Source organism: Chryseobacterium sp. MMO-72 (assembly GCF_037146035.1).
Lineage (GTDB): Bacteria > Bacteroidota > Bacteroidia > Flavobacteriales > Weeksellaceae > Chryseobacterium > Chryseobacterium indicum.
This window is the reverse complement of the sequence record NZ_JBBCWG010000007.1, coordinates 151,442-165,867: the sequence shown is the minus strand read 5'-3', so window position 1 is coordinate 165,867 and position 14,426 is coordinate 151,442. Positions and strand designations below refer to the sequence as shown.

Genomic DNA, 14,426 nt, shown 5'->3' with positions numbered 1-14,426 from the left:
ATTTGGTTTTTATTAGTTAGGGATATAGATTTGTATGAAAGTTTTCCGGAAAAACTTTAAAGGAAATTTTTATCAACAATTAAAAAAAAACAATTATGAAAAAAGCACTTATGTTTGGTATGGTATTTTTAGGAATATCAACTGTATTTGCATTTCCATTCCGTCCGTCTTGTGGAAAAACAACAGTAGAAGTTATAGGAACCGGAGGAATGACTAATCAACAACTAGCAAACTATCTAGCGCAAATCAATTATGATTTATGTGATGTTTGGCCATCTCATATTATAATTTACTCACATTAATAAATAAGGCAATCCGTTAATAGGGATTGCCTTTTAAAATAAACCAATGAAACAAGTACTTTTTTTCTGCGTCATTTTTATTTCGATTATCGGTAAATCTCAAACGCCTTTTAATGTGGAATATGAAGCAGATTATAAATTAGTTTATAAAGACCAGAATATACCAAATGCACCTACTCAGGATGCTGCATTTGCTTTATTGATGAACAGGGAAGAATCTTACTTTAAAAATTTAAATAAATATGTCAGTGATTCTTTAAAATATGAAAGAAAATTAAATGATAAAAGTAGTTATAATGACTATTTGAGATATTTTACTCCTTTTGATGAAAATATAGGCATTACCTCAGCTAAGATATATGTTACCGTACCCATTTCAGGGAAGAACTATAAATATGAAGAAAGTAATGATATGAATTGGAAGTTGGAAAATGAATATAAAAAAATCGGAAAATATAAATGTCAAAAAGCTACGGCTAAAAAATATGGCAGAACGTGGACCGCGTATTTCACAAATGAAATACCTTTTCCTTATGGTCCTTACAAATTCAGTAAATTGCCTGGATTGATTTTAGAAGTTTTCGATGACAAAAAAGATTATGTTTTTACTTTGTATAAATTTGGAAAAAGAAAATATGTTTGTAAGTCCGCAAACATGAATTCAAATGCAGAAGCCATACAGAAACAAAAAATTTTTGATTACAAAAGAAAAGAAATGGGCAATCCTAACAAATATTTAGAACATATTGGAGATGAGGAAACTAGACAATTGTTAATAAAGAAAAGTTCAGAAAAAGCGAAAAAATATAATCCTATTGAACTTAGTATTTATTGATGTGTAAATTTTAAAAGCCTTCTATTTGTGGAAGGTTTTTTTATGATTTTTTAAATAAAAAATATATTTTTGTCAAAAAAACTCAAGCCATGAATTGGAATTTTCTGGATATTTTAGACATTGTATTCGATGCTTTGGAATTGTTTGGAAGTAATTCTTCTTCAGATCTTAGTTATCACGAAAAGCCAAAAAAGTATTTTACAGAAAAATTAAGTGCAGTATTTCTTTTTTCTTCGGGGGTTTTATTTTTTTTCGTATTCAAAGATCCATTGTCTTCTGAAAAATATGTTCAGACATTAATTGTTGCTTCACTTATTGGAGCTGCCATTTCATTTTTATTATTTTTTGTTTTACATTCTTTAGAAAAATACTATTTCAAGAGTGTTTTTCAGTGGCTTTTTTTTAGTGTTTCTGTACTGTCTTTTTTTATTTCTTTGGTTTTGTGGGTTTATTTTAAATCAGGAATAATTATATGATTCCTTTTTAAATCTTGTAAATAAAAGAATAAGAACATGAATAAATAATATCATTAAAATTATTATAAGGCTTTCCTGAATTTCATCTTTTGCTTTTTCTTCTACTTTTTTCTCTATAGGCTTTAGGAAAATGATGTTTTTTGATTTTTTTCCAACAGCCGATAGAAAGTCATTATATTCATAAGATATTCGGGTAATATACTCAAAGTTTTTTACTTTTTTAAAATTATAGAACTGTAGATTATTTTTAGCGTTTCTAATTAAATTTTTAAATTCTGAATCTATTTTATTTTTATCAGTTTTATAATCTGAATAGCTTTCAAATTCCAAAGCATAATAAACGCTATCTTTTTTTGATTTGAAAGGATATAAGAATATAATTTGAAGTGTTTTTTTTGAACTGCTTTTGTGAAATTTTACTTGTCGATCAATAATTGGGTGATTAATAATTTGAAAATCTTGTATTGCTACTCCAATATTTTTTACTTGATATATTTCCTCAATGTTATTGATTTTTTGTGTCTTTAATCCATAATTTGTGAGAATATTTTGATAAATGAGTAAAATTAAAAATACGCAGGAATTTGTCCAGAGAGTAGTTAAGTTTTTTTGTTTTAACGAAATATCATAATGGGCAATTAAAAATCGTGTAATTAAAATTGTTATTACTGTTAGAACGATAGATGTATTATTTAAGCTATCTCTGCTAAAAACAGGTGGAAATTTGCGTACATTAAAAATCCAATATAAAATTGAAATAATGAAAACATTCAGCAAAACTGCACAGATTAAAGTTATTACTGAATATTTAAATTCTCTAAAACCGCTCATCACATTTATGTTTAAAGATCAAAAATACTTAAAAATCAATTATTGAGGTGTAATGTTGCTATTTATCATCTAAAATTAAGCTGTTAATTTCCAAAATCTTTTTGCTCATTACTTCCCGAATAAGTAATTTTGAAAAATTTTCAGATTTGAAGCCTACCATTTCCATTATCGTTGCCATTTTTAACCGCAAAGACGAACTTTTTGAACTCCTGAATTCTCTTACTGCACAGACAGACAAAGAGTTTGAGATCATTATCGTGGATGACGGCTCATTAATCGATTTAAAACCAACAATTGCAAAATTCGAAAGTTTTCTAACCATTAAATATTTCAGAAAAGATAATTCAGGTCCCGGTTTATCCAGAAATTACGGAACGAGAAGAGCCGAAAACGAATGGCTTGTTTTTGTGGACAGCGATGTGATTGTAGAGAACGATTACATTGAAAACATCAAAAAAGATATTCTTGAAATTCCATGTGATGCTTTTGGAGGAGCAGATAAGGCACATAAAGGTTTTAATCTGATGCAGAAAGCCATTTCCTATTCCATGACTTCTGTTTTTACAACTGGCGGAATCAGGGGAAGTAAAAAAGCCGTTTCAAAATTTCAGCCCAGAAGCTTTAACATGGGCGTAAAAAAGGACGTATTTGAAAAAGTCGGAGGTTTTTCAGAAATGAGAATAGGAGAGGACCCGGATCTTTCCATGACGCTTTGGGAAAATGGCTTTAAAACTGCTTTTTTCGATGATATTGCAGTCTATCACAAACGAAGAGTAGATTTTGGCAAATTTTCAAAACAGGTGTATCAGTTTGGCTGTGCAAGACCAATTCTTAATCAGAGACATCCGAATTATGTAAAGATTTCATTTGCATTTCCTACCTTATTTATGCTAGGTTACGTGATGGGATTTATAGAATATTTCATTCTGGGAAAAGGCGTTATTCTTGCGTTCTACGGGCTATATACTTTTATGGTACTTTTCCATGCTGTGTGGGTCACCAAAAATATAAGCATTGCCGGAATGGCAGTAATCTCCACCTACATCCAGATGTTTTCTTACGGTTATGGTTTCTTAAAATCGTGGATTTTGCTGAATATTTTCAGGATGAAACCCGAAGATGCCTTCCCGAAACATTTTCATAAAGTTTGATTTTACCACTAAAATTTTTGATGCATTACTTTTTAACGTAAATTTTTTGACGCAAAGATTTTTTAGCAAAGCTTTAATTTTAGTTAGTAAAGGCAAATAAATTTGCTACGCAAAGCTTGAAAATACGCTTCATCAAAGCAACTTATTGATTCTTCTTTGCTCCCCTAAATAATGGGTATTTAAAATTAAACTTTGCGTTAAAAAAACTATGCTTTTCGATTACATTAAATATTGCTCTGTAGGTGCAAAACTTATCTAAAAAAGATACATTTTGTTAGCTTTTGAAATGCTGCAAAATAACATACAAAATATCTTTTGCGGTTAAAAAACAAAAGCTGTCGAATCAACAACAGCTTTTTTACAATAATTAGGATATGGAGATGGTTTCATGGCTGAGAACACCTGTTTTGAGCATGCATTCTCTCATCTTTTCATACGTTCGTTCGATATCGTGATCCAGCCCTATTGAGAATCTGATCAGTCCATCGGAAATTCCCATCGCAGCACGTTCTTCCTCCGGAATTTCAGAAGAAGTGGAGCTTCCTGAACATGAGAATAAAGTTTTATAAAAGCCTAAACTTACCGCAAGATAACCCAGATTTTCCTGCTGCATTAATTCCATCAGTTCATTGGCTTTTTCTGTGGTTCCCGTGTCTAAAGTCAGCAAACCGCCGAATCCGTACTCTTCGTGCATCATCGTTTTCATCAGTTCGTGGTTTTTATGAGATTTTAATCCGGGATAAGAGACACGCAGTCCGTCTTCTTCAAATCTTTGTGCAAGATACATGGCATTATAACTGTGCTGTTTCATTCTGATGTGCAACGTTCTGAGATTTTTAAGAATACTTGCAGAACGAAGACTGTCCATCGTAGATCCCAATAGCATACACGCTCCGTTATTTACGTTTTTCGTATCGTTAATGAACTCCTGAGTTCCGCAGTACACTCCGCCAACGGTATCGCTGCTTCCGTTGATAAATTTCGTTAAAGAATGGATCACGATATCTGCACCCAAAAGCTTTGGCGAAATAGAAAGAGGAGAGAACGTATTGTCTACGATCAGTTTCAGATTATGCCTTTTACAGATTTCAGAAAGTTTTCTCAGGTCAGCAACTTCTAAAAGCGGATTGCTCACACTTTCACAGTAAATGATTTTTGTGTTTTCAGTAATTGAATTTTCAACAGATTCAAAATTATTGATGTCTACAAACGTCGTCTGAATATTAAATGGCGGAAGAAAATTTTTCATAAAAGCATACGTTCCGCCGTAAATTGTTCTGCTCGAAATAATATGATCTCCGCTTTTGCAGACCTGCATCAGAACCGAAGTAATCGCTCCCATTCCCGATGCGGTAACGTTGGCCGCTTCCGTATTTTCAAGCTTAGCCAAAGCCTGTGCAAGATACAGATTCATCGGGGAAGAATGTCTTGAATACAAATAGCATCCTTCTGCGTTTCCTTCGAAAGTATCAAACATCATTTTTGCAGAAAGAAAAGTGTAAGTAGAACTGTCTGAAATTGATGGGTTTACTCCGCCAAATTCACCAAAATATTGCAAATCCTGTATTTCGTTGGCTGCATTAAAGTCGTTCATATCGTTTAAATTTTTTATGCTATAAATATGAATAACCTTCAGAATTATTACAATAAAAATTTAAATTATTAGAATATAAAACTATTAAAATTTAAATTTATAGAAAAAAAGTTTATTATATTTGAATTTAATAAACATTTGACTAAAATTTATCTATGAGTTTTGATGATACCGATAAAAAACTGCTCCTTTTTCTGCAGGAAGATTCCAAACAAACCACCAAAGAACTGTCTCATAAGTTAGGTTTGTCTGTTACGGCTGTTTATGAACGCATCCGGAAACTCGAAAATACAGGAGTGATTTTAAAATATGTTGCGATTCTGGACAGGCATAAAATCCAGCGGAATTTCATTGTACTCTGTCATATCAAACTCGCTCAGCATAAAAAAGAATACGTTCTGCAGTTCGAAAAAGAAGTGATGAATTTAGAAGAAGTCACAGAATGCTTCCATGTAAGCGGAGACTACGATTATATCTTAAAAATCGGGGTAAAAGATATGGAAGACTATCGAAATTTTATGCTTACAAAACTTACCACATTGCAGCATATTGCAAGTACACACAGCTCTTTCATGATCTCTGAGGTAAAGAATACGACGGCAATTGTTTTGTAGAGAAAAAAGTTTTTTTCAGGAGCTATTTCCCGCTTTCCGCACTCGCTATTTTCATGGATTTAGGGTTGGGGGGGGGGGGGGGGGGGGGGGCCCCGCCCCCCCCGCAACCCTAAATCCATGAAAATGAGCTCAGACAAAGCTGCAATCGGGGCTAAACCGCGGTCTTAATTTCAATTGAAGACAATTAATTAAACCAAAACCCCATTCTTAGAAGCGATAGGATCAGGCAAATCCGTTTCTCCTGTCATTTGCAGAAGATCAATCTCAATCGTTCTGCAGATCGAAAGCATCGGAATATCAAACATAAGACCCTCAAAAGGATTTTCAGAATAATCTCCAACCAGCTCCATAATAATATAAATCCAGCCAATTGTAATACAAAACGGAATCGAAGCCCAGATTCCCCAGTCTCCTAACTTGGCAAATTCACTCACCAAACCTAACGGAAGCAGCATAATAAAAATGACATTAAAAACGAAGGCGGTACTTGCAAACTGTCTTGGCAAAGGAAACTTTTTAATCCTTTCCGCCTGTCCCTGCAGCGTATAAAATTCATTAAGACAATCCTGCAGTTGCTTTTGGTTGAAGTCTGAAATAACGTTCATGTTTTTAAGCTCATTAATGTCTTTCGACTGCTGAGCAATAAGATAAGTCGCGAAATTTTTATACTGAGACTGCAATTCAGTTTCCTCTTCAGACAAGTATTTGTTGAGGAAAATAGGCGTTCTCCCATAATCAGGAAAACCCGCTTTTATCAGTCGGTTACGCTTATAATCCACACTTTTGAACCGATCTTCTTCTACTTTAATATGTTCCCACTCTGTCGGAATCAGGAGTTGCTCCCTTAACTGATACAGCCATGCAATATGCCGGAAAACGATTTTCTTTCTGCGGTCTTCCAGATCAAATGTTCCTGTTTTTTCTTCTTTGGTATCAAAGGCATAAACCATTGATCCGAGCATTCTGCTGGAATTTACAATTCCGCCCCAAATTTTTCTTGCCTCCCACAATCTGTCGTAAGCCTGGTTGTTTTTAAAACCAACTAAGAACGCTTCCGCAGTACCAATCAACGCAACCGGAACCCACGGAATCGTCATCCACTGCCAGTTAAAAAAATGAAAAAGAACCGCAATCAGGGTACACCAGATAGAAATCATAATAAGATGAAATCCCGATAAATTGAGAACCTGTCGGTAATTAACGTATTTTGTTGTAATCATATTTGTGCAATTTAATTTTGAACCAGCAAGAGACTAAGCAAAACAGATACCATGTTTTGAAACAGAATTTGAAAAACTTTCGCTGGCAGCATATAAATATAAGAAATTAAGACACAAAAAAACCTCTAAAAAAATTAGAGGCTTGCAATTTTTATTTCAAGCTGAATTAATATTTCAGCATTTCTTCAATTTTATTGGAAAGCTTTTCCGCATTCGGAAGCATTTCCTTTTCAAGCACCAAATTGATAGGAACCGCAGGAACATCCAGAGAACCCATCGTTTCTACCGGTGCATCAAGATATTTAAAGCAGTTTTTCGAAATTCGGTGAGCAAAAGCTTCCGCAAAAGAATTATTCAATTGCTCTTCCGTTAAAACAATACATTTTCCATGCGCTTTTACCCTCTCAAAAACCAGTTCTTCATCCAGAGGAATTAAAGTTCTTAAATCGATAACCTCAACTCTTCCATTGAAGTTTTTCGCGGCTTCTTTTGCCCAGTAAACGCCCATTCCGTAAGTAACAATTAATAAAGTTCTTCCTTTTTCGGTTTCCTCTTTATCCGCTTCAATAATTACTTTTCCTTTTCCGAAAGGCAATATATAATCTTCCGCAGGTTCAATGGTTTTTGCATCTTCCGTTCCCGGAACCTTGCTCCAGTACAATCCTTTATGTTCAAGCATTACCACCGGATTCGGATCGTAATAGGCAGCTTTTAATAAACCTTTGAAGTCTGCCGCGTTGCTCGGATAAGCAATTTTAATCCCTTTGATATTCGCTAAAATACTTTCAACACTTCCGCTGTGATAAGGACCGCCGCCGCCGTAAGCTCCGATCGGAACACGGATGATATTGCTTACAGGGAATTTCCCATGACTTAAATAACTCGATTTGGAAATTTCTGTAATTAACTGATTGATTCCCGGATAAATATAATCCGCAAACTGCACTTCAACAATCGGTTTTAATCCGACTGCGCTCATTCCCGCTGTAGAACCAATGATATAAGCTTCCTGAATCGCGGTATTGAAAACCCTTTTGCTTCCGAATTTTTTTCCTAATGTTACCGTCTCACGGAAAACCCCTCCGATTCTTTCCCCAACATCCTGTCCGTACAGCAAAGCTTCCGGATGTTTCCACATTAGCTCCTGAATCGCGTGAATTGCAGCGTCAACCATCACAATTTTTTCTCCACCTTCAGGTTCTCTGGTTCCAATCTCTTCCGTAATTGGAGTTGGCGCGAAAACATGATTCATAACACTTTCAGGCTTCGGATCTTCTGCATTTTTAGCCTTTTCAAAAGCTTCTTCAGCTTCAAGACGGGCTTTTTTCGTAATCTGTTTTAATAACTCTTCATCAACTCCGGATTCGATCAAATGATTTCTAAGAATATTTCCCGGATCTTTCGCACGGTGTTTGGTTAAATCTTCTTCGTCTCTGTAAAACTCTCTTCGTACTCCTGAAGTGTGGTGGCCGATGAGAACAGTTTTGGCACAAACCACCAAAGGTTTTCTTTCAGTTCTTACAAAATCCACCGCTTTTTTCATTACTTCAAAGCTTTCCACGAAATCTGTTCCGTCTACTCTCATTCTGCTTAAACCCGTGAAACCGGCTACAAAATCATAGGCATCGCACGTTCTTGCTTCCTCCTTGGTTACGGAAATTCCCCATTCGTTATCCTGAACAAGGAAAATAATCGGTAGCTGATGTAAAGCAGCAAACTGTAAAGCCTCACTTACTTCACCTTCCGTTACAGAATTATCTCCCAAACTGCAGATTACAACCGGATTGTTTTCAAACTGCTGTAATTCAAAATCCTGAATATATTTAATTCCCTGCGCAACCCCAGTTGTCGGAATGGTCTGCATCCCTGTCGCAGAACTCTGATGAATAATTTTTGGTTTATTTTCGTCCCTGCTTGAAGGGTGGGAGTAGTAAGATCTGCCTCCGGAAAAAGGATCGTCAGCTTTTGCCAGCAATTGAAGCATCAACTGATAAGGTTCAAAACCGATTCCTAAAAGTATGCTTTCGTCACGGTAATATGGGGAAACCCAGTCTTCTTTTTTTAACTGATAAGCCGTTGCCAACTGAATGGCTTCATGCCCTCTTGATGTGCTATGAACATATTTACAGACATTTCTGTTTTCTTCATAAATATCTGCCATTGCTTTGGCAAGCATCATGTGGTTATAAGCCTTGAGTAATATATCTTGAGAAACCTTTTCGTGAAGTGTATTTTCCATAGAAAGCAAAGATAAACAAAAAATCAAAATACTAACAATCGTTAGTGTTTTTCGGTAACGTTTTGTTTTTCAATGTTTTTAGATGTTTAATTTGCGCTAAAACCTGATTTATCAAAATCAAATATATATACCATGATTTATCAGCATTTATAAAAACTAATTCCAAAAGACAAAAAATTAAAGTAACTTTACATTCTCTTTTTAATAAAAGCTAGAAAAATTACATGTATTTAGTTTTTGACACAGAAACCACAGGTTTACCGAAGAATTTCAACGCTCCGCTTTCAGATTCAGATAACTGGCCAAGAATGGTGCAGATTGCGTGGCAGTTGCATGATGATGACGGAACGTTAATTGAAAATCAGGATTATATTATAAAACCGGAAGGGTATGATATTCCCTTCAATGCCGCAAGAATTCACGGGATCACTACAAAAATCGCCAATGAGGAAGGTCGTGATCTTGAAGAAATTTTAAACGAATTTTCTAAAGTTTTAGAAAAAGTAAGAGTGGTCTCCGGACATAATGTGGAGTTTGACTACAACATTGTGGGAGCCGAATTTTACCGTAAAAATATTAAAGACAACCTTCAGGAAAAGCCCAAAGCCGATACGATGATTCTGGGAACAGATTTCTGTCAGTTGGGAGGCGGAAAAGGAGGAAGGTACAAAGCTCCGAAGCTGGAAGAACTTTACGAAAAATTATACGGTCATAAATTTGATGAAGCCCACAACGCAGCAGCCGACGTAAATGCCACGGCTCAGGTTTTCTTTGAAATGATGAGAATTGGGGTGATTCCTGCGGAAGTACTGAAAACTTCGGAAGATCAGCTTGCGTATTTTAAAACGCTGTATCCTGATCCGATAAAGCCTTTCAATATTGTTATCAGAAGGCAGGTTGCGGATTTTCACAATAAGAAAAAACAGCAGGATTTCGGAAGTATTGATGAGATCGATCTCGGAAAATATTTCAACTTTGATAACCACAGTGTTTTCTCTACTTTAACGGCTACCACAAGCATCAACGATTTAATTAAAAAAGCAACTGATGATAATTTCCCCGCTGTCGGAATGGTGGATCTGGGAAATATGATGGGTGCTTTCAAATTTGTTTCTGCGGTAGAAGGCGCAAACGGCGACCGTGCAAAAAAGCATAAAGAATACCTCGCTAAAAAACAGGAAGCGGAAGAAAAAGGCGAAGAATTCAATGAACCGGAGCCGGTTTCACAACCTTTGATTCCTGTTGTGGGCTGCGAATTTTATATTTCAGACCGTTATGAGCAGAAGCAGTTTACCAAAGATGATCCCGACCGAAGAACGCAGGTTGTCTTATTGGCTAAAGATTTTAACGGCTATAAAAATTTAGCCAAACTATCCAGTATCGGATTTCTTAAAGGATTTTATTTTGGAGTTCCAAGGGTAAGCCGGGAATTGATTGCCGAATATAAAGAAGGAGTTATTGCTCTAACTTCAGGAATTCACGGAGATATTCCGGATGCCATTTTAAATACGGGTGAACAGAAAGGGGAGGAGCTTTTCAGATGGTGGAAAGATACTTTCGGAGACGATTTTTATGTCCAGATCCAGAACCATAAACTGCCGGAAGAAGAGCATTTAAATGATGTATTGTTGCATTTTGCCGATAAATATAATGTTAAAATTTTAGCGCAGAATGAAACGTTCTATACCAATAAAGACGATTCTAATATTCAGGATATTGTAAGCTGCATCAAAGACGGTGAAAAGCTTTCAACGCCTGTAGGAAAAGGTTTTGGAAAAAGAAGAGGACTTGCAACCGGAGAATACTATATGAAAACGGCGGATGAAATCAAGGAAGCGTTTTTAACGTATCCCGATGCATTCGAAGCGTATGAAGAATTTTTCGCAAAGTTCAAACCTTATACTTTAAAAAGAGACGTTCTCCTTCCTAAATTCGATATTCCGGAAGAATTTATTCATCCCGAAGATGATGTCGATGGCGGAAAACGCGGTGAGATGGCTTATCTTACCTATTTAACGTACGAAGGGGCAAAAAGAAGATATGTGGAAACCGGAATTACAGATGAGATAAAAGAACGTCTGGATTTCGAACTGGAAGTTATTGCCAATACAGGATATCCTGGTTACTTCCTGATTGTTCAGGATTTCTGTAACGAAGCCCGTAAAATGGGCGTTTGGGTAGGTCCCGGTCGTGGTTCTGCGGCAGGTTCTGCAGTTGCCTACTGTATCGGAATTACAAACGTAGATCCTATTAAATACGATCTCCTTTTCGAGAGATTCCTGAATCCGGAAAGGGTTTCCATGCCTGATATCGATATCGACTTTGATGATGAAGGACGTGATAAAATTATCAAGTGGGTGGTTGATAAATACGGAAAAACACAGGTTGCCCAGATTATTACCTATTCGGTTTTAGGAGGTAAATCTGCGATTAAAGATGCGGGGAGAGTTTTGGATGTTCCGATTCCGGACACGAATAATATTGCTAAATTAATTCCTTCCACACCGGGGATGAATATTGCGAAAGCTTTAGCAAAATACGATAAATTAAAACCTGAAGAACAACAGCTTGTTGACGAAATGCGCTACGTTCTCGACAGTCCGAATGATGCGCGTCACGGAGTTTTGGCGAGTGCGAAAAAAATGGAAGGCTGCATCAGAAATACAGGGATTCACGCTTGTGGGGTTATCATTACGCCGGAAGATGTAAGTAATTTGGTTCCGGTAACCATTGCGGCAAAAGATGCCGATATTCTGGTTTCGCAGTTTGATAACTCGGTGGCGGAAAGTGCAGGACTCCTGAAAATGGACTTTTTAGGTCTGAGAACTTTAACCATTATTAAAGATGCTTTAAAACTGGTAAAAGCAAGATATAGAGTAGATATTGATCCGGATCTTATTCCGCTTGATGATGCAAAGACCTATCAGTTATTTAAAGAAGGAAGAACGGTCGGAATTTTCCAGTATGAAAGTCCCGGAATGCAAAAATACATGAGAGAGCTGAAACCTACCGTTTTTGCCGATCTTATTGCCATGAATGCATTGTACCGTCCCGGTCCGATAAAATACATCCCGAATTTCATCAACAGGAAACATGGAATTGAAGAAATCGTCTACGATTTACCGGAAACAGAGGAATATTTAAAGGAAACCTACGGAATTACGGTCTATCAGGAGCAGGTAATGCTTTTATCCCAAAAACTGGCGAATTTCACGAAAGGGGAAGCCGATACGCTGAGAAAAGCGATGGGTAAAAAGCAGATCGACGTTCTTAATAAAATGTACCCGAAATTCATCGAAGGCGGAAGAAAAAATAATCTCAACGAAGAACGTTTAGAGAAAATCTGGAACGACTGGAAAGCCTTTGCAGAATATGCCTTCAACAAGTCTCACTCTACGTGTTATGCATTTATTGCGTATCAGACTGCTTATTTAAAAGCCAATTATCCGGCAGAATATATGGCGAGTGTGATGAGTAACAACATTAACAATACAGATTCCATCACTATGTTCATGGAAGACTGTAAAAGTATGGGGGTTGATGTTTTGGGACCGGATGTGAACGAATCTCAGTATAAATTCTCGGTAAACGAAAAAGGGCAGATCCGTTTTGGTCTGGGAGCCATTAAAGGAATTGGTGAAGGTCCGAGTGAAGCCATTACAAGAGAAAGACAGAACGGAAGATTTAAAAATATCTATGATTTCTTCGAAAGAATTCTGCCTTCACAAATGAATAAAAGAGTAGCTGAAAGTTTGGTTTTGGCAGGAGCTTTTGATGAACTCGACAATTTCCACAGAGGTCAGTATTTCGATATTGATATGGCGGGAAGAACCAATCTGGAAAGACTGATCCGTTACGGACAGAGCTTTCAGGAAAGTAAAAATGAAATGGAACATTCTCTTTTTGCGGATTTTGCAGAGGAAGTTCAGATCGAGCAGCCCAAACTGGCTCCTTGTCCGGAATGGCCGAATATGCATAAGCTGAATAAGGAAAAAGAAACCATAGGATTCTATCTTTCTGCGCATCCTTTGGACGAATTCAAATACCAGTTCCAGTTTATACAGGGAAGTCTTTCCAAAAAATCTGTTCTGGAAAAAGAAGATGAATCTAAAATCGTAATAGATGAGGTTCCGATCTTAGAGCAGGAGGTTCCGGAAGATGTAGCTGAACTTGCGGAAATTGTTTCCGATGATGTGATTGCGGGTGAAGAAGAGGAACTCATTGAGGAAGTCACCAAAAAAGCAGAGCCGAAAGGTGTTTTCCACTTCCTGAATCTTGATGAGGTAGATGCATATAAAGAACAGGCTTTTGCCAATAAGCAGGAAGAATTATTCGAAGAGAAGAAAAAAGACTGGAAAACCTTACAGAAAGAAAGAGAAAACGGCGGTGGCGGAAAAGAATATACCGTTGCCGGTCTGATTACTGAATATGTGGTAAAAGATGGTTTCCGAAGTGGTGAAAAGGTGGCTTTTGTAACGCTGGAAGACTATTCCGGTTCTTATTCTTTCCGACTGGGAGATCGTGATTATATGAAGCTGAAAGAAAAACTGGAGGTTCAGCGGTTTGTTATTTTTAAAATAAAATTTGCTCAGGTAAAGGACGGAAGAGTTTTTGTGAATGTTACAGACGTCATAGAGCTTCAGGAAGCCTTTGAAAGATTTGCAAAAAGTATTTCCTTAGTGATGGATGTGATGGATTTCCGACCGGAAGATCTGAATTTTTTCAGAAAAGTTTTAGAAAGAAATCAGGGAACGCAGAAGCTGAAATTTTATCTGAAAAATGTAGAAGAAGATTCGAAGGTGGAACATCTCGAAGTGCAGTCTATGAAGCATTCTGTAAATCTCAGCGGAGAGCTGATCAAAGAAATTCAATTATTAAAAAAATATGAATTTTATCTGAATTAAAGTTAAAACTCTGCTGATATAAATTTAAAGTGGCTATGAATCTATTGATCAGATTTTTAGCCATTTTTATTTTGGTGTTTTTTTAAACCAATACCATGAGCCACTCATTAAAATTCTACTTTTTATTGATCTGTTAAAATTAAATTAATGTTTATTTTTTATTAAAATATTTTATCTTTTTAACATTAAATAATGATGAATTTCTGAATTTTAACAGATTTAATGAATAATTTTTATATTTTTACCGCCCTTAATTTTAT

10 protein-coding genes are annotated in these 14,426 nt (G+C 36.1%); 6 read left to right on the top strand and 4 right to left on the bottom strand.

Translation table 11 applies throughout. The features are described 5' to 3' along the window. The first annotated feature begins 95 nt into the window (after nt 1–95). From WFH39_RS11835 to WFH39_RS11825, 3 genes are all read left to right on the top strand, one after another. On the top strand, nt 96–302 hold the full coding sequence (locus tag WFH39_RS11835; protein WP_288460651.1) for a hypothetical protein: 207 nt from the start codon (nt 96–98) through the stop codon (nt 300–302). 46 nt (nt 303–348) lie between these two features. Continuing rightward, the gene (locus tag WFH39_RS11830; RefSeq protein WP_336690047.1) at nt 349–1,137 is read left to right on the top strand and encodes a GLPGLI family protein; all 789 of its coding nucleotides are present in this window, start codon (nt 349–351) and stop codon (nt 1,135–1,137) included. An 89-nt stretch (nt 1,138–1,226) separates the two neighbouring features. Then, the gene (locus WFH39_RS11825) at nt 1,227–1,613 is read left to right on the top strand and encodes a branched-chain amino acid ABC transporter substrate-binding protein (RefSeq protein WP_336690046.1); all 387 of its coding nucleotides are present in this window, start codon (nt 1,227–1,229) and stop codon (nt 1,611–1,613) included. On the opposite strand, the gene WFH39_RS11820 is transcribed toward WFH39_RS11825, so the two are convergent. Then, a complete protein-coding gene (locus tag WFH39_RS11820; RefSeq protein WP_235131305.1) occupies nt 1,596–2,444 on the bottom strand; it encodes a hypothetical protein in 849 nt (282 codons plus the stop codon). The two genes, WFH39_RS11825 and WFH39_RS11820, sit on opposite strands and share 18 nt — an antisense overlap. Nucleotides 2,445–2,590: 146 nt before the next feature. Between WFH39_RS11820 and WFH39_RS11815 the strand changes: the two genes are divergently transcribed. Continuing rightward, the gene (locus WFH39_RS11815) at nt 2,591–3,595 is read left to right on the top strand and encodes a glycosyltransferase (RefSeq protein WP_336690045.1); all 1,005 of its coding nucleotides are present in this window, start codon (nt 2,591–2,593) and stop codon (nt 3,593–3,595) included. Between the two features lie 367 nt (nt 3,596–3,962). Here the strand turns inward: WFH39_RS11815 and WFH39_RS11810 are convergent, their stop codons facing one another. Next, entirely contained in the window at nt 3,963–5,189 is a 1,227-nt protein-coding gene (locus tag WFH39_RS11810; RefSeq protein ID WP_336690044.1) for an aminotransferase class I/II-fold pyridoxal phosphate-dependent enzyme, read from the bottom strand. 155 nt (nt 5,190–5,344) lie between these two features. Between WFH39_RS11810 and WFH39_RS11805 the strand changes: the two genes are divergently transcribed. Continuing rightward, nucleotides 5,345–5,803 (top strand): Lrp/AsnC family transcriptional regulator, encoded by a 459-nt coding sequence (locus WFH39_RS11805; protein ID WP_336690043.1) that lies wholly within the window; start codon nt 5,345–5,347, stop codon nt 5,801–5,803. A 188-nt stretch (nt 5,804–5,991) separates the two neighbouring features. Here the strand turns inward: WFH39_RS11805 and WFH39_RS11800 are convergent, their stop codons facing one another. Both WFH39_RS11800 and WFH39_RS11795 read right to left on the bottom strand, forming a co-directional pair. After that, nucleotides 5,992–7,023: a bestrophin family protein gene (locus WFH39_RS11800; RefSeq protein ID WP_235131303.1), complete on the bottom strand. Its 1,032-nt coding sequence runs from the start codon at nt 7,021–7,023 to the stop codon at nt 5,992–5,994. Between the two features lie 166 nt (nt 7,024–7,189). Next, nucleotides 7,190–9,262, bottom strand: coding sequence for an alpha-ketoacid dehydrogenase subunit alpha/beta (locus WFH39_RS11795; RefSeq protein WP_336690042.1), 2,073 nt, complete (start codon nt 9,260–9,262; stop codon nt 7,190–7,192). A 224-nt stretch (nt 9,263–9,486) separates the two neighbouring features. On the opposite strand from WFH39_RS11795, the gene dnaE reads away from it, so the two are divergent. After that, complete coding sequence (dnaE, locus tag WFH39_RS11790) at nt 9,487–14,166, top strand: DNA polymerase III subunit alpha (protein WP_336690041.1); 4,680 nt, start codon at nt 9,487–9,489, stop codon at nt 14,164–14,166. Nucleotides 14,167–14,426 lie beyond the last annotated feature (260 nt).